General features: G+C 68.2%; 16 protein-coding genes and 1 tRNA gene. 11 read left to right on the top strand and 6 right to left on the bottom strand.

Annotation, left to right across the window (positions count from 1 at the left end; genetic code table 11):
* Positions 1-122: 122 nt before the first annotated feature.
* The 4 genes from V5F61_RS01565 to V5F61_RS01550 form a co-directional block, all read right to left on the bottom strand.
* Entirely contained in the window at positions 123-848 is a 726-nt protein-coding gene (locus tag V5F61_RS01565; RefSeq protein ID WP_393987130.1) for a methyltransferase domain-containing protein, read from the bottom strand.
* Between the two features lie 624 nt (positions 849-1472).
* Positions 1473-1865, bottom strand: a complete 393-nt coding sequence (locus tag V5F61_RS01560; RefSeq protein ID WP_393987116.1) for an Arm DNA-binding domain-containing protein — start codon at positions 1863-1865, stop codon at positions 1473-1475.
* A gap of 164 nt (positions 1866-2029) precedes the next feature.
* Positions 2030-2105 (bottom strand) — tRNA-Thr (locus V5F61_RS01555).
* Between the two features lie 113 nt (positions 2106-2218).
* The gene (locus V5F61_RS01550) at positions 2219-2599 is read right to left on the bottom strand and encodes a DUF2267 domain-containing protein (protein WP_393987115.1); all 381 of its coding nucleotides are present in this window, start codon (positions 2597-2599) and stop codon (positions 2219-2221) included.
* Between the two features lie 223 nt (positions 2600-2822).
* Here V5F61_RS01550 and V5F61_RS01545 point away from each other — a divergent pair, with 223 nt between their 5' ends.
* The 11 genes from V5F61_RS01545 (at position 2823) to V5F61_RS01495 (ending at position 17202) form a co-directional block, all read left to right on the top strand.
* The gene (locus V5F61_RS01545) at positions 2823-4532 is read left to right on the top strand and encodes a helicase HerA-like domain-containing protein (RefSeq protein WP_393987114.1); all 1710 of its coding nucleotides are present in this window, start codon (positions 2823-2825) and stop codon (positions 4530-4532) included.
* Between the two features lie 224 nt (positions 4533-4756).
* Positions 4757-5221, top strand: a complete 465-nt coding sequence (locus V5F61_RS01540) for an ANTAR domain-containing protein (protein ID WP_393987113.1) — start codon at positions 4757-4759, stop codon at positions 5219-5221.
* 610 nt (positions 5222-5831) lie between these two features.
* Positions 5832-7211: a dipeptidase gene (locus V5F61_RS01535; protein ID WP_393987112.1), complete on the top strand. Its 1380-nt coding sequence runs from the start codon at positions 5832-5834 to the stop codon at positions 7209-7211.
* Positions 7212-7351: 140 nt separating this feature from the next.
* A complete protein-coding gene (locus tag V5F61_RS01530; RefSeq protein ID WP_393987111.1) occupies positions 7352-8833 on the top strand; it encodes a replicative DNA helicase in 1482 nt (493 codons plus the stop codon).
* A complete protein-coding gene (alr, locus tag V5F61_RS01525) occupies positions 8830-9945 on the top strand; it encodes an alanine racemase (protein WP_393987110.1) in 1116 nt (371 codons plus the stop codon). The genes V5F61_RS01530 and alr overlap by 4 nt, the downstream gene beginning before the upstream one ends.
* 201 nt (positions 9946-10146) lie before the next feature.
* The gene (locus tag V5F61_RS01520; RefSeq protein ID WP_393987129.1) at positions 10147-11706 is read left to right on the top strand and encodes an inorganic phosphate transporter; all 1560 of its coding nucleotides are present in this window, start codon (positions 10147-10149) and stop codon (positions 11704-11706) included.
* 286 nt (positions 11707-11992) lie between these two features.
* Positions 11993-12256, top strand: coding sequence for a hypothetical protein (locus V5F61_RS01515; RefSeq protein WP_393987109.1), 264 nt, complete (start codon positions 11993-11995; stop codon positions 12254-12256).
* Between the two features lie 93 nt (positions 12257-12349).
* Positions 12350-13813, top strand: coding sequence for a DNA repair protein RadA (gene radA, locus V5F61_RS01510; RefSeq protein ID WP_393987108.1), 1464 nt, complete (start codon positions 12350-12352; stop codon positions 13811-13813).
* Positions 13814-13935: 122 nt separating this feature from the next.
* Entirely contained in the window at positions 13936-14667 is a 732-nt protein-coding gene (locus tag V5F61_RS01505; protein WP_393987107.1) for a CvpA family protein, read from the top strand.
* A 46-nt stretch (positions 14668-14713) separates the two neighbouring features.
* Entirely contained in the window at positions 14714-16201 is a 1488-nt protein-coding gene (gene purF, locus V5F61_RS01500) for an amidophosphoribosyltransferase (RefSeq protein ID WP_393987128.1), read from the top strand.
* Positions 16202-16440: 239 nt separating this feature from the next.
* The gene (locus V5F61_RS01495) at positions 16441-17202 is read left to right on the top strand and encodes an SDR family NAD(P)-dependent oxidoreductase (protein WP_393987106.1); all 762 of its coding nucleotides are present in this window, start codon (positions 16441-16443) and stop codon (positions 17200-17202) included.
* An 83-nt stretch (positions 17203-17285) separates the two neighbouring features.
* On the opposite strand, the gene cysG is transcribed toward V5F61_RS01495, so the two are convergent.
* Both cysG and polA read right to left on the bottom strand, forming a co-directional pair.
* Positions 17286-18770 carry a siroheme synthase CysG gene (gene cysG / locus V5F61_RS01490; RefSeq protein ID WP_393987105.1) on the bottom strand — a complete coding sequence of 495 codons (1485 nt, stop codon included), beginning with the start codon at positions 18768-18770 and terminating at the stop codon, positions 17286-17288.
* A gap of 118 nt (positions 18771-18888) precedes the next feature.
* Positions 18889-21894, bottom strand: a complete 3006-nt coding sequence (polA, locus tag V5F61_RS01485; RefSeq protein WP_393987104.1) for a DNA polymerase I — start codon at positions 21892-21894, stop codon at positions 18889-18891.
* Positions 21895-21921: the final 27 nt, after the last annotated feature.

Genomic DNA, 21921 nt, shown 5'->3' with positions numbered 1-21921 from the left:
CGGAGCCTTCCGGGAGGGACACTACGACCATCAGCGGCCTCGGCTCGAAAGTCCCACCGTCGCGGATGATGACGCGCGCCCGCTCTACGTGCACATTTCAGGCGCTCCCCGCGCGGGAACCATCAGGGCTTACGTCCGTAGACGACGACCCGCGCGCCCCGGGAGAACTGCTCATAATCACCCAACTCGCTCGGCAGGACATGCAGATGGGAGAAGCCGAAGCCACGCATCAGAAACAGCAGGGCATTCAATGACGGAACGAGAGCCAAATCCGTCGAGCCACCTTCGCGCTGGGCGGCATAATCCGGCGTCAGCCCAAACACACCTTCGATGGGGCGAAGGCTGTCATAATGCCCATCCTCGATCCGGCCGGACATATCGTAAGGAAACACCTGCGTCTCAACCAGAATATGCTTCCTAGACATCTGGCTGGCCAGTCTCAGGGTGTGAATTGGATTTTCCATATGGTAAATCAAACCATAAAGTAGAACAAAATCCGCTACCTGCTCTGGATCGAATGGCATGCGCTGCATATCCGCTTCGACATATTCTACATTCTTGATGCCGAGCGCCCGCGTGATGAGCCATGCGGCATCCCGGCTGGACTTGCGAATTTCATATCCGCGCACGGATTTGAAATGCCTAGAAAGCTCTACATAATAATACCACTCATGAGAGGCAATATCAAATGCGGTTAATTCAGATGAATTAGGAACATTATCGCGGATAATTCGCAACGTTTTGCCCCGCCGAGAGGTGTGAATAGGCAGAATTGCATCTTTAATATTTGTTGATGTTTTTGTTCCATCAGGAAGCTCGAACTCGTAAAACCATGTGCGCCCCTTCACTTCCTGCAAATTTCTTCGTCCTGCATCATCTCTCTCATGGTGACAGTTTTTGTGAGTCGGCTACTCATATCCCTTAGCACATGCACTCACACCAATCCCCGACAGCGGCTTGCGCGAAAACACTCCGGACTGACGCAGGGGCATAAAAATGGTGCAAAGACGCATGGCCCCGGACGATGGAGGGATCTTCGCCACCATGAATCGATTTCCAGTATCGCCATCAATTCTGATGGGTATCAACCACCCTGGCCGCACGGTAACGGCCAACCCAGCGACTTCTTTAACTTGGCCGTATGGTGATCACCTAGGCTCGAATACCGCTCATGACTGGATAGAGCACGAGATGAAAACCGCCACAGTCGACGGGCAGAACGACTGAACCGTCGCCCTCACGTTGCGCAGCGCCAAACCAGTGAGCGGCACTTGCAGATATCGCCTGAGTAGCATCAGCGGCGCACCCACCACCCTGCCCATGCACCTGCGAGGCTCATCTGTATCCGCAAGGACCCAGCCGGCGACCAGACCCCTTACATGTTTGAAATTTGCTGCACGTCCGAGCGCTTTGAAGCGATTCTGAAGGCCGATATGGCGCGCTGCTCGGCCGCCCGCCCAGCGCTGGACCCGCTAGCACTTCAAGCAGCCATCTGTTTTTGGCAATGGTTGCGGGGGCTGAGTCTCTGGCTTCGAGCCGCGCGGTATATTCCCCGTCCACCAGCCCGAAGCTGCTCCTTTCGCGACCTCGGCACGGACCTTGTCCAGTTTGCGGACCGTGGAGGGGTCCTGGCCGTCGAGGAGCAGCTTTTTGACGTCCTCTCTTTTCTGCCGGGCGTCGGCCAGTGACACGGTGGGATAAGGGCCGAATGAAAGCTGCTTCGGCTTGCCGGAGAAGCGATACGCCAACCGCCAAATGCGGCTTCCATTGGGATTGACCAGAAGGTGCAGGCCGCCGCCTTCGAACAGCTTGTAAGGCTTCTCCTGCGGCTTTGCATTGCGCAAAACCATGTCCGTGAGCGCCATCTGCAGGCACCCCCTGTGTCGGCATAAACGCGATGCCTGCGAACATGCCCACGCGCGCGAGATTCAACCGGCTCTCAATGGACCCCACCGGACCATCAGGACACCTTAAATCATTGATAATTCTAATTTTTTTGGATGCTAAAGGACGGCTTCGGAAGCCGATATGGTGCCGCAGAAGGGATTCGAACCCCCGACCCACGCATTACGAATGCGTTGCTCTACCAGCTGAGCTACTGCGGCACGCCCTCCTCATACGGATTGCGCGCCGCGTTTTCAAGGCTGCACGACATGAAATGAGCATCGGCGGTGTTCCGTCCACATCCTGCCGACAGCCGAAGTGGCCCGCGCCGACCTCACACCACCTGCCGCAGCCCCGGCACGGCGCGCACCAAGCGGTCGACCGGCTCGCTGCCGGCGGTCTCGCGGGCGTAGTTCACCGTCTCGCGCACCGCCGCCTGCACCTGGGGCATGGTAAGGCCGAGGGCCATCATCCGGTCTGCCACCTGCATCAGCCGCGCCATGCCGCCGAAATAACGCTCCGAGGCGGGAAGCGCCGGCTCGCAGGGGACTTCCGCAACCAGTTCCGGAATCCAGGGATGCGCATCCAGCAGCGGCTGCATGACCTCCGCCGGCGCCTCGCGGTCGAGGAACTGGAGCACGAGGCCCACCACCCCCCGCGCAGTGGCCGGGGTGAGGTTCAGCCGGGCCGTCAGCCGGGCGATGAGTTCGTCCATGCTCGCTCCTTGAACCGCGCTCGACGCTCGGGCCGCACCTGCGGCGCGGGCCGGGCCCCTCGCGCGGCGCAGCTTGCCCGCGGCGCTGGCGCGGCGCAAGGGGGCGACCTCCCGGCGCCCCGCCGGCAAGCTTGCCCCCGTGCGGGAAAGCGCGCGACAACAGGGCATTCGACTCAGCCCTTCGCGAGGAAGCGGCCGGGGATGTTTCCAGGGAGATAGACCCATGACGCTCCAGGCCCCAGCATCGAGCCCTGACGTGGACGGCAAGATCTTTCTTGGAAAGGTGCTTCCCCCCGCGAGCGCACCGGCGGCCAAGCCTGCCCGGGGCGCGAAGGCGGCGGGCAAGGCGCAGCCGCCCGGCGTGGTGGAGGCCGGCGAGTACCTCACCCTGCGCCTCGCGAACCGCCACGGCCTGGTCACCGGCGCCACGGGCACCGGCAAGACGGTGACACTGCAGGTGATGGCGGAAGGCTTCTCGCGCGCAGGGGTGCCGGTGTTCGCGGCCGACATCAAGGGCGACCTCTCGGGCATCGCGGTGCCGGGGGAGCCGAAGGACTTCCTGCTCTCGCGCGCGGCGGAAGTGGGCATCACCTACACGCCGGACAGCTTCCCCGTGATCTTCTGGGACATGTTCGGCGAGCAGGGCCATCCGGTGCGGGCCACGGTGTCGGAGATGGGGCCGCTGCTGCTCTCCCGCCTCATGAGCCTGAACGACACCCAGGAAGGCGTGCTCAACATCGTCTTCCGCATCGCCGACGAGCAGGGCCTGCTGTTGCTGGACCTGAAGGACCTGCGCGCCATGCTCGCCCATGTGGCGGAGAATGCGGCGGAGCTCACCACCCAGTATGGCAATGTCTCCACCCAAAGCGTGGGCGCCATCCAGCGCCAGCTTCTGATGCTGGAGAACCAGGGCGCCGACAAGTTCTTCGGCGAGCCGGCGCTGGACATCCGCGACATCATGCGGGTGGACCGTTCCGGCTACGGCACCATCTCCATCCTGGCAGCGGACAAGCTGATGGGTGCGCCGCGCCTTTATGCCTGCTTCCTGCTGTGGCTGCTGGCCGAGCTGTTCGAGCAGCTGCCCGAAGTGGGCGATCCGGAAAAGCCCAAGCTCGTCTTTTTCTTCGACGAGGCCCATCTGCTCTTCGATGAGGCGCCCAAGATCCTGCTGGAGAAGGTGGAGCAGGTGGTGCGCCTCATCCGCTCCAAGGGCGTGGGCGTCTATTTCGTCACCCAGAACCCGCTCGACGTGCCGGAAAGCGTTCTGGCGCAGCTCGGCAACCGGGTGCAGCACGCGCTGCGCGCCTTCACCCCGCGCGACCAGAAGGCGGTGAAGGCGGCGGCCGAGACCTTCCGCCCGAATCCGGCGCTCGACACGGCGCAGGTCATCATGGAGCTGGGCAAGGGCGAGGCCCTGGTCTCCACGCTCGAAGGCAACGGCGTGCCCTCCATCGTGCAGCGCACCCTGGTGCGCCCTCCCGCCGCCCGCGTCGGGCCGCTGACGCCGGCCGAGCGGGCGGCGATCATGGCGAAAAGCCCGGTGGGCCATGTCTATGACACGGCCGTGGACCGCGAATCCGCCTTCGAGCGCCTGCAGGAGAAGGCCGACGACCCGGCCGGCACCCCATCGGGCGAGACCGCGGCGCCCGCCCCTTCCGGCCGCGGTGGGTTCCTGGATTCGGTGCTCGGCACCGTGCTCGGCCTGCCCGAGGTGAAGCCCGAGACGACCACGCCGAAGACCGCGGGTCGTGCCGGCGCGGCAAAGACCGGCGGCACCAGCGTGCCGAGAAGCGGAACATCCAGCCGCTCCTCCACCCGCATGTCCACAACCGAAGTGGTTGTGCGGCAGGTCGCCCGGTCGGTAGCGACCCAGGTGGGCACGCAGCTCGGGCGCGCCATTCTGCGCGGGATACTCGGAAGCATTAGCCGCTAATGCAGCGAACCCGCCTTACGGCGCTTCCGCCCGCGGCCGAGGCCAAGAAAAGCCCGGCCAAAAAGTGGCACCCGACCCGGGTAGGGGGCAGTTGCTTCATGCACGCATAACAGGTATCTTAAAAGCGCACCGATGGGATTGCGGGGTTCCATCGGATAACGCCTTGAATAATGCGTCTCATCTTGGCCTTTGCCGGATGCACGCGCTTTCAAATGGAGCGCCTCATGAAGGTGTTGCCCACCGCCCGCATTCTCCTCGTTGATTCCCAGGTCGAGCGTCGCATGGCGCTTCGGGAGGCTCTCACGGCCTTTGGCGTGGGTGGCGTCCTGGAAGCCGCGAGCCTCGAAGAGGTCGCCCACGCCCCCACCCCGGTCCAGGCCGACGTGCTCGTCGTGCAGGTGGACGATCCCGAGCAGGTTCCGGAGAACCCTTTCCGCGACGGCGCGGGCGCCCCGGCCATCCTGATCGCCGACGTGCCGGCGCAGGCGCTGGTCCGTTCCGCCGTGCGCGGCGGCTATGAGGCCGCGCTGGGTGCGCCGCTGGCGCCGCGCCTGCTTTATCGCCGCATCGGCTCCGTGATGCAGCGTGCGCGCCGCGTGGGCCGCATCGGCGCCGCCTCGGTCCCGGCCACCGCAGAGCCGGTTCCGGCCGAGGGCGGCCATTCCGCGGCCCTCTCCCCCCTGAGCTGACACGACGGCGGGGACGCCGAAACGGCGTTCCCCGGCCTGTCTCGTTCTCCAGGGCGGCATTGCAGTGCCGCGGAGGCGAAGCTTTCGCACAGCGGCAGGCGAGCGATACGGCAGACGAGCGGCCCTGGGCCGGCATGCCGCGGCAGGACCTCGGGCCTGCACGAGTACCGTTCCCGTCTTGCCGCTCCATTGCAGGTCGCGCGCCACGCCCTTGCATCCGCCCACCATGTTCGCCTCGCCCCCTTGGCAGCTAAGCCTCTCCTTTTGCGCCAGCCGCGCAGCCCACACGGGCCTGTTGCACCATTGCACGCCGCAGCCGGCGCACGTCCCCGCGGCCGACCCGGGAACAGGCCCACCGCGGCGCGCGGCCTTCCAGAAAGCAAAGCTTGAAGAGAGCTTGCGCCAGCCGCGTGAGCGCGCCAGCATCCGGCCGCGAGTCCCGCGGGGCTGGTTCGTGGCGCCATGGCCACAGTCGCACGGCGGATGCGCCTGGCGCGTGCCCTCCCGGCGTTCCTGCCGAAGGTGCGCTTTGGTTCCCCCGGCGGCACGGCGTGGACAGGCGACGAGACATGGAAGGCGGGGCCCCGGCCCCGCGAAGGTGGAGGATGCGATGACGGCGGTGGATCAGGCGTTGCAGGCGGTGGACGGCGGGCTTGATGCCGCCCTGGCGCGGCTGTTCGAGTTCCTGCGCATTCCCTCCATCTCCACCGATCCCGCCCACAAGGACGCCTGCCGCACCGCCGCGCAATGGGCCGCCCTGCAGCTCACGGAACTGGGCTTCGCCGCGCAGGTGCACGAGACCGCCGGGCATCCGGTGGTGGTGGGCCGCACCGACACCGGCGCCCCCCGGCGGGTGCTGTTCTACGGCCATTACGACGTGCAGCCGGTGGACCCGCTGGACCTGTGGCAGACGCCGCCCTTCGAGCCCCGCTTCGGCGAGACGACGGACGGGCGCCGCACCATCGTCGCCCGCGGGGCGGCCGACGACAAGGGACAGGTGCTCACCTTCCTGGAGGCCCTGCGTGCCATCAAAGCCACCACCGGCCGCCTGCCGGTGGACGTGACCGTGATGCTGGAGGGTGAGGAAGAGTGCGGCTCCCCCAGCCTGCCGGCCTTTCTCGCGGACAACGGCGATGCGCTGAAAGCCGACATCGCGCTGGTGTGCGACACGGGCATGTGGGATGCGCGCACCCCCTCCATCACCACCTCCCTGCGCGGCATCCTGCACACCGAGCTCACCATCACCGGTGCGAACCGCGACCTGCATTCCGGCCTCTATGGCGGCGCGGCCGCCAACCCCGTCCATGTGCTCGCGAAGATCATCGCCGACGTGCATGACGCGGACGGACGCGTCACCATCCCCGGCTTCTATGATGATGTGCGCGAGCCGCCGGCGGAGGTGCGCGCGCGCTGGGCGCAGCTCGGCCTCACGGCGGAAGGCTTCCTCGGCCCGGTGGGCCTCGGCCGCTCCATCGGCGAGGCGGACCGGATGCTCATCGAGCAGATCCAGTCCCGCCCCACCTTCGAGGTGAACGGCATGTACGGCGGCTATACCGGCGAAGGCTCGAAGACCATCATCCCCTCGAAGGCCACCGCAAAGATTTCCATCCGCCTGGTGGCCGACCAGGACCCGGCGAAGATCCGCGACGCCCTCGCGGCTTTCGTCGCCGCAAGCGTGCCGGCGGATTGCAGGGCCGAACTCGGCAAGGGCGAGGGCTCGCGCGCCTTCCTCGTTCCGCCGGAGAGCCCGGACCTCGCCAAGGCCGCCGCCGCGCTGGAGGCGGAATGGGGCGTGAAGCCGGTCACCATCGGCACCGGTGGCTCCATTCCCATCGTCGGCCAGTTCAAGGCCCTGCTGGGGGTGGACACCCTGCTCATCGGCTTCGGCCTGGACGACGACCGCGTGCACGCGCCGAACGAGAAATACGACCTCACCTCGTTCCACAAGGGCACGCGCAGCTGGGTGCGAATCCTCGAGGCCATGGCCTGAAAGGGCGACGGCGGGCTTTTCTCCGCTTTCCCCGGAGTTCACCGCTGTGGATGATCTTCCTTCCCGCCCCAACGCGGCGGGAAGGGACTCGTGAACCCCGGTCCTGCTAAACGAGACCCCCAAGCCGTGGACTCGTGACCATGCTCGACTTTCCGAACGCGGGGGAGATCGTCCCCACCTACCGTCAGGCGCCCCACAACCTGGAGGCGGAGCAGGCGCTGCTCGGCGCCATCCTGGTGAACAACGAGGCGTTCTACCGCGTCTCCGACTTCCTGGAGCCGCGCCATTTCTACGAGCCGCTGCACGGCAAGCTGTTCGAGGTGGTGGGCGCCCTCATTCGGGCGAACAAGATCGCCACCCCGGTGACGCTCAAAACCTTCCTGCCGGCGGACCTCGACGTCGCCGGCCTCACCGGGCCGCAATACCTCGCGCGGCTGGCGGCGGAAGCGACCACCATCATCAATTCCGAGGACTACGGCCGCGCCGTCTACGACCTCTCGGTGCGCCGCGACCTCATCCGCATCGGCGAGGAGATCGTCAACGAGGCGTTCGACGCCACGGTCGACGCCTCCCCCCAGGAGCAGATCGAGCAGGCGGAAAAGCGCCTCTACGAGATCGCCGAGAGCGGGCGCTACGACGGCGGCTTCCTGAAGTTCGGCGACGCGCTGCGCGAATCGGTGGACATGGCCTCCAAGGCCTTCCAGCGCGACGGGCACCTCTCCGGCATCGCCACTGCTCTCGACGACCTCGACCAGCAGATGGGCGGCCTGCAGCCTTCCGATCTCATCATCCTCGCGGGGCGCCCGGCCATGGGCAAGACCTCGCTCGCCACCAATATCGCCTTCAACATCGCCGCCGCCTATCGCGGCGAGCAGAAGCCGGATGGCTCCATCGAAGCGGTCTCCGGCGGCGTGGTCGGGTTCTTCTCCCTGGAAATGTCCTCGGAGCAGCTCGCCACCCGTATCCTCGCCGAGCAGGCGGAGATCGCCTCCTACAAGATCCGCCGCGGCGACATCTCGGAGGCCGAGTTCTCCAAGCTCGCCGCCGCCGCCCAGACCATGCAGCAGATCCCGCTCTATATCGACGACACCGGCGGCATCTCCATCGCCCAACTGGTGGCGCGCGCGCGGCGGCTGAAGCGCCAGCGCGGGCTCGATTTCATGGTCGTGGACTACCTTCAGCTCCTGTCCGGCTCCGGCAAGTCCGCCTCCCAGGGCCGCGTGCAGGAGATCACGGAGATCACCACCGGCCTCAAGGCCTTGGCGAAGGAGCTGCAAGTGCCCATCATGGCGCTGTCACAGCTTTCGCGTCAGGTGGAAGCGCGAGACGACAAGAGGCCCCAGCTTTCGGACCTTCGCGAATCCGGCTCCATCGAGCAGGACGCCGACGTGGTCATGTTCGTGTTCCGCGAGGAATATTACCTCAAGAACAAGGAACCCAAGCCGGGCACAGAGGAGTGGTTCAAGTGGGAGATCGAGATGAAGGCGGCCGAGAACACGGCCGAAATCATCATCGGGAAGCAGCGCCACGGCCCGACGGGAACGGTGAAGGTGCATTTCGAGCCGCAGTTCACCCGCTTCTCGAACCTGGCGCGGGAAGATCACCTGCCGGAGCGCCATTGAGCGCGGACACCGCGGCCGAGGCCGGCGCCATCCTCACGGTGGATCTCGGCGCCATCGCCGACAACTGGCGCACGCTCGCCGCCCGCGCCGCCCCTGCGGAGTGCGCGGCGGTGGTGAAGGCCAATGCCTACGGCCTCGGCATCGACCGGGTGGCACCGGCCCTGTGGCGCGCCGGCGCGCGCACCTTTTTCGTCGCGCACCTGAAGGAGGCGGTGCACCTGCGCGCCCTCCTGCCCGATGCCGTGATCCACGCGCTGAACGGCCTGCTGCCGGGCACCGCGGCGGCCTTCGTCGCACACGGCATTCGCCCGGTGCTGGGCTCCGAGCCCGAGATCTCCGAATGGGGTGCCCATTGCCGCGCCCTGGGCGCCGATCTGCCCGCCGCCATCCATGTGGACACCGGCATGCATCGCCTCGGCGTCTCGCTGGAGCAGGCCGCGCGCCTTGCGGAAGCACCCGCCGCGCTCGGCTTCACGCCGAGCCTCGTCATGAGCCACCTCGCCTGCGCGGACACGCCGGGCCATGCCCTCACTGCGCGCCAGCGGCAGGTGTTCACCGATGTGGCCCGGCGCTTCGCCGGTGTCCGTGCCTCGCTCGCCAATTCGGCGGGTACTCTGATGGGCGAGGGCTTCCGCTTCGATCTCGTGCGGCCGGGCATCCTGCTCTACGGCGGCGGCGCCATCGCGGGGGAACCGGCCCTGAAGCCCGTTGTGCGCCTTGAGGCGCGGGTGATCCAGGTGAGCCACGCGCCCGCCGGCGAAACGGTGGGCTACGGCGCCACCGAGCGCCTGAAGCGCGACAGCCGCCTCGCCACGGTCCACATCGGCTATGCCGACGGGTTCTTCCGCGCCGCCGGCTCCACCGATGCGCGCAAGGGTGCCGAGGCGGTGCTCGCCGGCCGGCGCTGCCCGCTGGTGGGGCGCATTTCCATGGACCTCGCCACGCTCGACATCACGGACCTGCCGCCGGAGGCCGTGGCCCGCGGCGACACGGCGGTGTTCCTGGGCGAGGGCATCGGCGTGGACGAGCTGGCTCGGAAGGCCGGCACCATCGGCTACGAGGTGCTCACCGCGCTCGGCGGGCGTTACCTGCGCCGCTACATCGGCGGCTGAAGGTCCTCGCGCCCGACCGTCGCCCGCCGGCGGTATCCACGGGCGTCACTCGGGTGTCACGGCCTCCTGGCAACCAAGGGAGGATCGCCGGATGGGCGATCCTCCGATGGTTGAATGGAGACGTTCATGTCGCAAGCCGCGACGCCGCGCCACGCCGCCCCGGCGGGTGGCCAGCACCACGCATCATCCCGCCGCGCGTCCATGGATCGAGACCATGGCCTTCTGGAAATCTTCCTCTTCTTCGCCCTGCTGATCGGCGGGCTGGGCTTCACCGGCTTCTCCATCTGGCGGGACGTTGTGGATTCGGGCACCGACACCCTGGCGGTGCTGCCCTTCATCCTGCTCGTGGTCGCGCTGCTGATCGCGCTCGGCTTCGAGTTCGTGAACGGCTTCCACGATACCGCCAACGCGGTCGCGACCGTCATCTACACCAATTCGCTGCCGGCCCATTTCGCGGTGGTCTGGTCGGGCGCCTGGAACTTCCTCGGCGTGCTCGTGTCGTCGGGCGCGGTGGCGTTCGGCATCGTCTCGCTGCTGCCGGTGGAGCTGATCCTGAACGTGGGCTCCGGCGCCGGCATGGCGATGGTGTTCGCGCTGCTGATCGCGGCCATCGTGTGGAACCTCGGCACCTGGTCTCTCGGCCTGCCGGCGTCGTCCTCCCACACCCTCATCGGCTCCATCATCGGCGTCGGCATCGCCAACCAGATCGTGCAGGGCCGCGACGGCACCTCGGGCGTGGACTGGGGGCAGGCCGCGAACGTGGGCTACGCGCTCCTGTTCTCGCCGCTCATCGGCTTCATCGCCGCCGGCCTGATGCTGCTGACGCTGAAGCTCACCGTGAAGAACCCCGCGCTCTACCGCGCGCCGGAGGGCCACAAGCCGCCGCCGTGGTGGATTCGCGGCCTGCTGGTGCTCACCTGCACCGGCGTGTCCTTCGCCCACGGCTCCAATGACGGGCAGAAGGGCATGGGCCTCATCATGCTGATCCTCATCGGCATCGTGCCCACCGCCTATGCGCTGAACCGCGCGGTGAACGTGGAGGAGGTGGCCCAGTTCCGTGCCATCGCCCAGGCGACGGAAGCCTCGCTGGTGGCCGCTTCCGCCGGCGTTCAGGCCCCGGCCGATCCGCGCGCGGCGCTTACCGCCTTCGTGCGCGACCACGAGCCGACCGCGCAGACCGTGCCGGCCCTCGCCCAGGTGACCCGCGAGATCTCCGACATGGTGGCGACCCACGAGACCCTCGCCCAGGTGCCGGCGGCCTCCGTCTCCAACATGCGCAACGACATGTACCTCGCCTCGGAGACCATCCGGGTGATGAACAAGATCGGCGCGCCGAAGCTGGACGCCACCGCCCGCGACAACCTCGGCGCCTTCAAGCGCCAGCTCGACCAGGCCACGAAGTTCATCCCCATCTGGGTGAAGATCGCGGTCGCCATCGCGCTGGGCCTCGGCACCATGGTGGGCTGGAAGCGCATCGTGGTCACCGTGGGCGAGAAGATCGGCAAGACTCACCTCACCTACGCCCAGGGTGGCGCCGCCGAGGTGGTGGCCATGGCCACCATCGGCGCCGCCGACATGTACGGCCTGCCGGTGTCCACCACCCATGTGCTGTCCTCCGGCGTCGCCGGCACCATGGCGGCCAACAACTCGGGCCTCCAGATGTCCACGGTGCGCAACCTGCTCATGGCCTGGGTGCTCACCCTGCCGGCGGCCATCCTGCTCTCCGGCGGCCTCTACATGGTGCTGCGCCAGATCATGTGACGGCGCAGGCGGAACGATGCGAGACGCGGCCGGAGCGGCACCCCTGCTCCGGCCGCGTCCCGTTTACGGTCCATGAAGCCGCCGCCCCTTGCCGGCACAGGCTTCCCGTACCATTCCTTAAGCAAAAATTAACCATGTCGCGGCCATCATGAAGCCACGCCCGAAGCTGGCTGACGGTCGCAGGTGCTCGATGCGGCGCGCAGGAAAACTGCGCCATGTGTCACGCTCTCCTGCCCGACTTCCCGGCGAATGACCCTGGCGCCTGCGCTTTCGTGGAGAGGCCCCTATGTCGGATCAACTCGATCTTTCTCCGGAACACACCGGTCTCATCGATCGCTTCGTCGCCTCCGGCCGCTTCGAGGGCCCGCAGGCCGTCATCGGCGCCGCCCTGGCGCTGCTCGAAGGCCGCGAGCGCGAGCGCGCCGAGAAGCTGAGCGTGCTGCACGATGCCATCTCCACCGAGATGGAGGCCACCTTCCGCGAGATCGAGCAGCTCATCGCCACCGGCCTCGGCGCCTTCAGCGCGCCGGTCCTGCGCGAGGCCTGCTGAGGTTCCGCCCCCGCCCGCCGGAAACGCCGGGCGATGATGTAAGCTCCCGCCGGGCACGACGGATTCGGCCGCCGTGCCCGAGCGGAACCACCCATGGCCAAGCGTGACCACTCCTTCGTCTGCCAGTCCTGCGGCGCCGTCTACACGCGCTGGCAAGGCAAATGCGACGCCTGTGGCGCCTGGAACACTATTTCGGAAGAGGTCGCCGTCGCGGCCTCCGTGCCCGCCGCCCAGCGCTCATCCCGCAAGGGCCGCGCCTTCGCGCTGGAGAGCCTGGAGGGCGCCGGCAATCCCGCCCCCCGCCTCGTCTGCGGCATCGGCGAGCTCGACCGCGTGGCCGGCGGCGGCTTCGTGCCCGGATCGATCCTTCTCATTGGCGGCGATCCCGGCATCGGCAAGTCCACCCTGCTGGTCCAGGCCTCGGCCGCCCTCGCCACCCGCGGGCTCAATGTGGTCTATGTTTCCGGCGAGGAGGCGGTGGACCAGGTGCGCATGCGCGCCCAGCGTCTCGGCCTTGCGGGCGCAAAGGTGGGCCTCGCCGCCGAAACCAACGCCGAGAACATCCTCGCTACCCTCTCCAGCGGCCCGCCGGTGCATGTGGTGGTCATCGATTCCATCCAGACCATGTGGTCGGACAGCGTGGAATCGGCGCCCGGCACGGTCACCCAGGTGCGCACCTCCGCCCAGCTCCTGGTGCGCTACGCCAAGCAGACGGGCGCCTGCGTGATCCTGGTGGGCCACGTGACGAAGGACGGCCAGATCGCCGGCCCGCGTGTGGTGGAGCACATGGTGGACGCCGTGTTCTCCTTCGAGGGCGACGGCGGGCACCAGTTCCGCGTGCTGCGTGCGCAGAAGAACCGCTTCGGCCCCACCGACGAGATCGGCGTGTTCGAGATGACCGGCGGCGGCCTGCGCGAGGTGGCCAACCCCTCCGAGCTGTTCCTCTCCAACCGGGACCTCGGCGCCCCTGGCACCGCGGTGTTCGCGGGAATGGAGGGCACGCGGCCGGTGCTGGTGGAGATCCAGGCGCTGGTCGCGCCCTCCTCCCTCGGCACGCCCCGCCGGGCGGTGGTGGGCTGGGACCCCAACCGGCTTTCCATGGTGCTGGCGGTGCTGGATGCCCGCTGCGGCGTGCGGCTCGGCGGGCACGATGTCTATCTCAATGTCGCCGGCGGCTTCCGCATCAACGAGCCGGCGGCCGACCTCGCGGTGGCGGCGGCGCTGGTCTCCTCCCTCACCGGGGCGCCGCTGCCGGCCGATGCGGTCTATTTCGGCGAGGCGAGCCTCACCGGGGCGGTGCGGCAGGTATCACAGGCGCCGGCGCGGCTGAAGGAGGCGGCGAAGCTCGGCTTCGCCCGCGCCGTCATCCCCGCGGGCGGCCAGGACGGGTCTGCCGCGCCGGTGGAGATGGAGGCCGTCTCCTCCCTCGCGCAGCTCGTGGCCTCCATCGCGGCCCGCGCGCCGCGAAAGGCAGCCATGCGCCCGGCTCAGGGCGGAGGGAACGCGCGCCCCCGCGTGGCCTCCAACGCCACTGGGGCAGACATGGACGACGACTGACGAAACAGGGAGATGACGAGGCGGGATACGCGGGCTATATGACCCGCGCGGCACGCTCCGCATGGCGTGGAGCGGCAGGGCGTGCCTGTCCAGCGCGCCAACGACCACGGACCGATGCACCAATGCCTGTCACCCTACTGGACATCATTGTCATTTCCGTGATGCTGATTTCAGGCGTCCTCGCCATGGTGCGGGGCCTGTTGCGTGAAGTGCTCAGCATCCTGTCGTGGGCTGTCGCCGCGGGCGTCACGCTCTTCTTCTACAAGCCCGTGCTGCCTTACGTGAAACAGTACATCTCCCAGGACACGGCCGCCCTTGCCGCGACGGTGGGATTACTGTTCCTCGGCACGCTGCTCATCGCCTCCATCGTCACCGCACGCATCTCCGACCTGGTGCTCGACAGCCGAATCGGCGCCCTCGACCGCACCCTGGGCTTCATGTTCGGCCTCGCCCGCGGCCTGCTCGTGATGGTGGTTGCCTTCCTTTTCTTCAATTGGCTGGTGCCGTCCAAGAACCAGCCGGCATGGGTCGCGGATGCAAAATCCCGCCCCGCCCTGCAAAGCACGGGCGAGTGGCTGATGGCCCAGTTGCCGGATGACCCTGAAAACACCATCTTGAACAAGCTAAAGAAGCAGCCCGCCCCCGAGGAGGGGGAAAGCCCCGCGGCCCCGGCGGGGAACCAGCGTTCCGGCAACGCAGGCTCGGGTTCCGGGGCTCAAGGCACGGCGGCTGGCGCCGCTCAGGGAGCCCAAGGAAGTCAGGGTCAGGCAGGCCAGGGGTCCGCCGCCTATCGGCGCACGGACCAACAGGGCTTCGATCAGTTGCTGGAGAGCACGCGCGGCACCGGCCAGTAGGGCCGCCGAGCGGAGGTGCAAGATGGACAATATGGACGCAGGCGGCATGAACGGCGCGGGCGCAGACGCCCGTTCTTCCTCGACGATCGATCTCGACCTCGACGGCGACCGGCTGCGCGAGGAATGCGGCGTCTTCGGGATCTACAACCATCCCCACGCCGCGGCGGTGACGGCCATCGGCCTGCACGCTTTGCAGCATCGCGGACAGGAAGCCGCCGGCATCGTCTCATTCGATGGCCGGCGTTTTCATTCGGAGCGGCGCCTGGGCCTGGTGGGCGATGCCTTCTCCGACGCCGCCGTCATCGATCGCCTGCCCGGTGATTCCGCGGTCGGCCACGTCCGTTATTCCACTACCGGCGAGACCCTGCTGCGCAACGTGCAGCCGCTGTTCGCGGAGCTGGACTCCGGCGGCTTCGCGGTGGGCCACAACGGCAACCTCACCAACGGCCTCACCCTGCGCAAGCAGCTCGTGCGCGAGGGGGCCATCACCCAGTCCACCACCGATACCGAGGTGATCCTCCACCTCGTGGCGCGCTCCGGCAAGCCGCGCTTCATCGACCGCTTCATTGATGCGATTCAGCGCCTCGAAGGGGCCTACTCGCTGGTGGCCCTCACCAACAAGAAGCTCATCGGCGCGCGCGATCCCCTGGGCATTCGCCCGCTGGTGCTGGGCACGCTGGACGGCTCGCCCATCCTCGCTTCCGAGACCTGCGCCCTCGACATCATCGGCGCGCGCTACGTGCGCGACGTGGAGAACGGCGAGGTCATCGTCATCGACGAGGACGGCCTGCAGTCCTACAAGCCCTTCCCCGAGGTGCCGGCCCGGCCCTGCATCTTCGAGTACATCTATTTCGCGCGGCCGGATTCGGTGGTGGGCGGGCGCTCCGTCTACCAGGTGCGCAAGACCTTCGGCCGCGTGCTCGCCGAGGAAGCCCCCGCCAACGCCGATGTGATCGTCCCGGTACCGGATTCCGGCGTGCCGGCGGCCATCGGCTTCTCCCAGCACTCGGGCATTCCCTACGAGCTGGGCATCATCCGCAACCATTATGTGGGGCGCACCTTCATCCAGCCCACCCAGTCCATCCGCGACCAGGGCGTGCGCATGAAGCACTCGGCCAACCGCTCCGTGGTGGAAGGCAAGAGCATCGTGCTGGTGGACGACAGCCTGGTGCGCGGCACCACCTCCGTGAAGATCGTGCAGATGATGCGCGATGCCGGCGCCAAGGAAGTGCACTTCCGTATCGCTTCCCCGCCCATCACCCACCCGGATTATTACGGCATCGACACCCCCGACCGGGACAAGCTGCTCGCCGCCACCCATGACCTGGAAGGCATGCGCCGCTATATCGGAGCGGATTCCCTGGCCTTCCTCACGGTCAATGGCGTCTACCGGGCCATGGGCTACGAGGGCCGCGACCCGGTGCGGCCGCAGTTCACGGACCACTGCTTCACGGGTGATTACCCGACCCCCCTCACCGATCGTGCCGGTGCCGTGGGCGCGCAGCAGCTCTCTCTGCTCGCCGAGGCGAGCTGAGCCCGCACCGGGTGGCGCGGTCCGCACAGCGCGCCACCCTCCTCCGCCTGCGGCGTCGCGGCCGGGGGGTCAAGGGCTGGACTACATAGCGTTTTCAAGCGAAGAAGATGCTGACGCACACAAAAAACGTGCGAAAAATCAATAACTTGTAGAGATTGCCGGGAGCCTCTGCGCGCGGGAGCCGCTTCCGGCGCGATGACGGCCCATCTCGCCCCCCGACGACAATGCCCGGAGCACCCATGACCGACCTCAGCCCGGCGGGCGACAAGCCCCTCGCCGACAAGATCGCCCTCGTCACCGGCGCCACCCGCGGCATCGGCGCCGCCACCGCCCTGGCGCTCGCGGGCGCGGGCGCCCATGTGGTTGCGGTGGGCCGCAGCGAAGGTGGGCTCGAGGAGCTGGACGACGCCATCACCGCCATCGGCGGCAACGCCACCCTGGTGCCGCTCGACCTGAAGGACGGCGAGGGCATCGACCGCCTGGGCGGCGCGCTCTACGAGCGTTATGGCCGGCTTGACGTGTATGTGGCGAACGCCGGCGTGCTCGGCCCGCTCTCGCCCCTCGGCCATGTGCTGCCGAAGGACTGGGACTCGACCATCGCCGTGAACCTCACCGCCAACTGGCGCTGCATCCGCTCGTTCGATCCCCTGTTGAGGCTCTCCACCACTGCCCGCGCGGTGGTGATTTCCTCCGGAGCGGCGCACAAGGCGAAGGCTTATTGGGGGCCCTACGCCATCACCAAGGCGGCGCTGGAGGTGATGGCCCGCACCTGGGCGGCCGAGGCCATCAACGGCAATCTCAAGGTGAACCTGTTCAACCCCGGCCCCATCCGCACGCTCATGCGCGCCAGGGCCTTCCCCGGCGAGGACCCCATGACCCTGCCTACCCCCGAAGAGGCGGCGGCGGCCATCCTGCCCCTGTGCCTGCCGAGCTTCGAGGACACCGGCCGACTCTACGACTTCCCGCAGAAGAAGCTGCTCGACTTCCAGATGCCCGCCTGACCAGCCGGGCGCGAAAACGAGAAAGGCCGCCGGGACACCCGCGCGGCCTTTTGCTTTTTTTCAGGCGTGCACGACAGCGGGCTTCACCCAGCCGCCAGCCGCATCTGCGCCGGCGCGGCACCGGGCTCGGCCTGCGCCATGGCGGCGGAAAGGGCATGGCCGTAGAGCACGATGCAGGGGGCTGAAGCCCCCTCCTCCACCGCCCGGTCCACCGCCTCGGCCAGGGTGCCGATGGACGCGCGCACCACCTGCTCCTCCGGCCGCGTGGCGGCGAACACCGCCACCGCCGGCGTCGCGGGATCGATGCCGGCAGGCACGAGGCGCGCCACCAGCTCCCTCAGGGTATGGCGGGGCATGTAGACGACGGTGGTGGCCACCGGGTCGGCCAGGGACTTGAAGTCGAGATCCTCGGGCAGCCGGCCGTTGCGGGCGTGGGCGGTGACGAACTGGAGCCGCCGCGCATGGTCGCGATGGGTAAGGGAGGCGGCGATCCGGCTCGCAGCACCCTGGGCGGAGGAGATGCCCGGCACCACCTCCACGGGAATTCCGGCAGCGCGGCAGGCGGCGATCTCCTCACCCGCGCGGCCGAAGATCATGGGCTCGCCGCCCTTGAGGCGCACCACCCGGCGCCCCTCGCGGGCGAGGGAGACCATCAGGGCGTTGATATCGTCCTGCCGGCAGGAGGGGCCGTAGCCGGTCTTGCCCACCAGCATCTTGCGCGCCTCGCGGCGGGCGAAATCCAGCACGGCGCCGGAGACGAGATCGTCATAGAGCACCACGTCCGCCGACTGCAGGGCGCGCACGGCCCGAAGCGTGAGCAGTTCGGGATCGCCCGGCCCCGCCCCCACCAGCACCACCGAGCCGCCGGACACCGGCCTCGCCGCGGCGAGCAGCGCCTCGCGGTCGGCATCGCCGGGGGCGCGGTTCGGCTCGGTCAGGGCCTTGGCGCTGAAGCGCTCCCAGAAGGCGCGCCGCGCGTGGGCGGAAAGGCCGAGGCCCGAGACGGTGCGCCGCCATGCGCGCGCCGCCGCCGCCCAGGCCGCGAAGCCCGCCGGCAGCAGCGCCTCGATCTTGGCGCGCACGGCCTGGCCGAATACCGGCGCCGCGCCGTCGGTGGAGATGCCCACCACCAGGGGGGAGCGATTGACGATGGCGCCGAAGGTGAAATCGCTGAAGGCGAGCTTGTCCACCGCGTTCACGGGCACGCCCGCCGCCCGCGCCGCCTCCGCGAAGCGCGCGGCTTGCGCGTCGTCCGCGAAGGCACCCACGGCCAGCGCCGCGCCGGAGAGATCGTCCGTGCGCCAAGGGCGGTCATGCAGCACCACCGCGCCGGCGGGCGGCGTCGCCGCCAAAGCCTCCAGCTCCGCGTGGGGCGCGGCGGCGAACACCTCCACCCGCGCACCGGCGGCGGCGAGCACCTCCACCTTCCAGGCGAGCCCGGCGCCCTCTTCCCCCGCCACCACGACGCGCCGTCCCGCAAGGCCGAAGAACACCGGCAGCCGCGCCAGGGGGGCCATGCGGCCCTGCGCGGTCGTATCGGGACGGCGGATGAGGCCGGAAACGGCCATGTCACTGCACTCCGTGAAAGGCGCCGGTGGCGGCCGGCTCATTTCACAGATTATGCGCACATCCGCATAATTTCAACGCGAGAATACGTGATATATTTATTTCACGCGCACCCTTCGCTTAATGCGCCTCATCCCAGTTCGCCGCCGCCCGCGCGTCCACCTTCAAGGGCACGGCGAGCTGCACCGCCGGCGCGGCGGCGGTCTCCATCACATGGCGCACCAGGGGCAGGGTCTTCTCCACCTCCGCCTCGGCCACTTCGAACACCAGTTCGTCGTGCACCTGCAGCAGCATGCGGGCGGAGAGCTTGGCCGCGTCGAGGGCCGGCTCCATGCGGATCATGGCGCGGCGGATGATGTCCGCCGCCGTGCCCTGGAGGCGTGCGTTGATGGCCGCGCGCTCGTTGAAGGCGCGGATGGAGGGGTTTTTCGCGGAGATGTCCGGATAGTGGCAGCGCCGGCCGAACAGGGTTTCCACATAGCCATGCTCACGGCAGAAAGCCTTGGTGGCCTCCATGTAGTCGCGGATGCCGGGAAAGCGCTCGAAATAGCGCTTGATGTACTGGCCCGCCTCCTCGCGCGGAATGCCGAGCTGGTTGGCAAGGCCGAAGGCGGAGATGCCGTAGATGATGCCGAAGTTGATGGCCTTGGCCCGGCGGCGCACTTCCGGCGGCATGTCCTTCACCGGCACGTTGAACATCTCGGAGGCGGTCATGGCGTGGATATCCAGCCCCTCCTGGAACGCCTGCCGGAGCGCCGGGATCTCGGCGATCTCGGCCAGCAGGCGCAGCTCGATCTGCGAATAATCGGCAGAAACCAGCCTGTTGCCCGCTTCCGCCACGAACGCGCGGCGGATGCGCCGGCCCTCTTCCGTGCGCACGGGAATGTTCTGCAGGTTCGGATCGGATGACGAAAGCCGCCCGGTGGTGGTGGCGGCCAGCGCGTAGGACGTGTGGACGCGATGGGTGTCGCGGTTCACGAAGTTGGGCAACGCATCCGTATAGGTGGAGCGCAGCTTCGCGAGCTGGCGCCATTCCAGGATCTTCTGCGGCAGGGGGTGGCCGGTTTCCGCCAGCTCCTCCAGCACGTTGGCCTTGGTGGACCAAGCTCCGGTCGGCGTCTTGGAGCCGCCCGGCAGGCCCATCTTGCCGAACAATATGTCGCCGATCTGCTTGGGGCTGCCCACGTTGATCTTCTCGCCCGCGAGCTCGGAAATCTCGTCCTCCACCCGCGCCGCGCCCTGCGCGAACTCCGAGGAGAGTCGCGCGAGAAGCGCCTTGTCGATGGAGATGCCCCGCGCCTCCATGCGCGTGAGCACGGGGATCAGAGGGCGCTCCAGGGTCTCGTAGACGGTGGTCCGGCCCTCCGCCACGAGGCGGGGCTTCAGCGCCAGCCACAGGCGCAGGGTCACGTCCGCGTCCTCGGCGGCGTACTGGGTGGCGGGTTCCAGCGCCACCTTGTCGAAGGTTACCCGCGCCTTGCCCTTGCCCGCCACCTCGGTGAAGGCGATGGGCGTGTGCCCGAGATGGCGCACCGAAAGCTCGTCCATCCCGTGGCCGTTGAGGCCCGCGTCCAGCGCATAGGAGATGCACATGGTGCAATCGATGGGCGCCACCGTGATGCCGTAGCGCGAGAGCATCAGCACGTCGTACTTGGCGTTCTGGCCGATCTTCAGGGTGCCGGCGTCCTCCAGCATGGGCTTCAGCGCCGCGATAGCCTGCTCGATCGGGATCTGCCCTTCCAGCAGCCCCTCGCTGAACAGGCCGTCGCCCGCCCCTGCATGGGCGAGGGGGATGTAGCAGGCCTCGCCCGGCGAGAGCGCCAGCGACACGCCCACCAGATCCGCCGACATCGGATCGAGCGAGGTCGTCTCCGTATCGAAGGCCACGAACCCCTGGTCGCGCGCCCTGGCGCACCACGCCTCCAGCTCGGATAGGTCGGTGACCGCCCGGTAGCCGCCGCGCTCCACAGGCGTGGCGCGAGCCGCCTCGGCGCGGGCGCGGGCGAGATCGGCGGGCTTCAGGATGCCGTCCACGGCAGCATCGGCGGCCTTGCCGGCAGGCGCGCCTGCGGGTGCCGTGGTTGCCGCCGCGCCGGCCTCGGCTCCGCCCTCATCACCCGCACCGAGAGTGAACAGGCCCTGCGGTGCAAGCCTGGGGTCCGCATCGACGGCGCTCGGGTCCACCCCATAGGCCTCCGCCACGCGGCGGGTGATGGTGGTGAATTCCATGGCCTTCAGGAAGGCGACGAGCTGGCGGACATCGGGCTCCTCCAGCACCAGGTCTTCCAGCGGCACCTCCACCGCCACGTCGCGCACCAGCTCCACCAGCTGCTTCGAGACGCGCGCCGCCGCCTCGTTCTCCATCAGCGACTGGCGGCGCTTGGGCTGCTTGATCTCGCCGGCGCGGGCGAGCAGCGTGTCGAGGTCGCCATATTCGTTGATGAGCTGGGCGGCGGTCTTGATGCCGATGCCGGGCACGCCGGGCACGTTGTCGGTGGAATCGCCGGCCAGGGCCTGCACGTCCACCACCTTCTCCGGCGGCACGCCGAAATACTCCACCACCTCGGCCTCGCCGATGCGCCGCTCCGGCCGGGCGCCGCGCCCGCCGCTTTCGCCCGAAGCGGGATCGTACATGGACACGCGGGGACCGATGAGCTGCATCAGGTCCTTGTCGGCGGAAACGATGAGCACTTCCGCGCCCGCCTTCTCCGCCTGCTGGGCGTAAGTCGCGATGAGGTCGTCGGCCTCGTAGCGCGCCTGCTCCACCGGCACGAGGCCAAAGGCGCGCACCGCCTCCCGCATCAGGGGGAACTGGGGAATGAGCTCGTCGGGCGGATCGGAGCGGTTGGCCTTGTAGGCCGGGTAGAGCGCCTTGCGGAAGCTGTCCTCGGACTTGTCGAAGATGATGGCCAGATGGGTAGGCTTGATGCCCACCGCGCCGTCGCGCACGAACTGGAAAAGCTTGGTGCAGAACAGGCGCACCGCCCCCGTGGGCAGCCGGTCGGAGCGGAAATTGTACTTCCGGTCCTGGTTGATGGACTGGAAATAGGCCCGGAACACGAAGGATGAGCCATCCACCAGGAACACGCGGTCTCCGGGCTGGATGGGGCGGGGCGAAGGGGACATGGCAGGCATCCATCGTGGCGCCGGGCG

The organism is Xanthobacter sediminis (assembly GCF_043195015.1).
Taxonomy (GTDB): Bacteria; Pseudomonadota; Alphaproteobacteria; order Rhizobiales; family Xanthobacteraceae; genus Xanthobacter.
This window is presented reverse-complemented; position numbering and strand designations above follow the sequence as displayed.

Coding starts and splice junctions, on each gene's coding strand:
- cysG (WP_393987105.1), bottom strand. CDS start 18,770: ATGGCCGTTTCCGGCCTCATCCGCCGTCCCGATACGACCGCGCAGGGC.
- V5F61_RS01530 (WP_393987111.1), top strand. CDS start 7,352: ATGCTCGACTTTCCGAACGCGGGGGAGATCGTCCCCACCTACCGTCAG.
- V5F61_RS01545 (WP_393987114.1), top strand. CDS start 2,823: ATGACGCTCCAGGCCCCAGCATCGAGCCCTGACGTGGACGGCAAGATC.
- polA (WP_393987104.1), bottom strand. CDS start 21,894: ATGTCCCCTTCGCCCCGCCCCATCCAGCCCGGAGACCGCGTGTTCCTG.
- V5F61_RS01505 (WP_393987107.1), top strand. CDS start 13,936: ATGCCTGTCACCCTACTGGACATCATTGTCATTTCCGTGATGCTGATT.
- purF (WP_393987128.1), top strand. CDS start 14,714: ATGAACGGCGCGGGCGCAGACGCCCGTTCTTCCTCGACGATCGATCTC.
- V5F61_RS01560 (WP_393987116.1), bottom strand. CDS start 1,865: ATGGCGCTCACGGACATGGTTTTGCGCAATGCAAAGCCGCAGGAGAAG.
- V5F61_RS01520 (WP_393987129.1), top strand. CDS start 10,147: ATGGATCGAGACCATGGCCTTCTGGAAATCTTCCTCTTCTTCGCCCTG.
- radA (WP_393987108.1), top strand. CDS start 12,350: ATGGCCAAGCGTGACCACTCCTTCGTCTGCCAGTCCTGCGGCGCCGTC.
- V5F61_RS01495 (WP_393987106.1), top strand. CDS start 16,441: ATGACCGACCTCAGCCCGGCGGGCGACAAGCCCCTCGCCGACAAGATC.
- V5F61_RS01540 (WP_393987113.1), top strand. CDS start 4,757: ATGAAGGTGTTGCCCACCGCCCGCATTCTCCTCGTTGATTCCCAGGTC.
- V5F61_RS01535 (WP_393987112.1), top strand. CDS start 5,832: ATGACGGCGGTGGATCAGGCGTTGCAGGCGGTGGACGGCGGGCTTGAT.
- V5F61_RS01550 (WP_393987115.1), bottom strand. CDS start 2,599: ATGGACGAACTCATCGCCCGGCTGACGGCCCGGCTGAACCTCACCCCG.
- V5F61_RS01515 (WP_393987109.1), top strand. CDS start 11,993: ATGTCGGATCAACTCGATCTTTCTCCGGAACACACCGGTCTCATCGAT.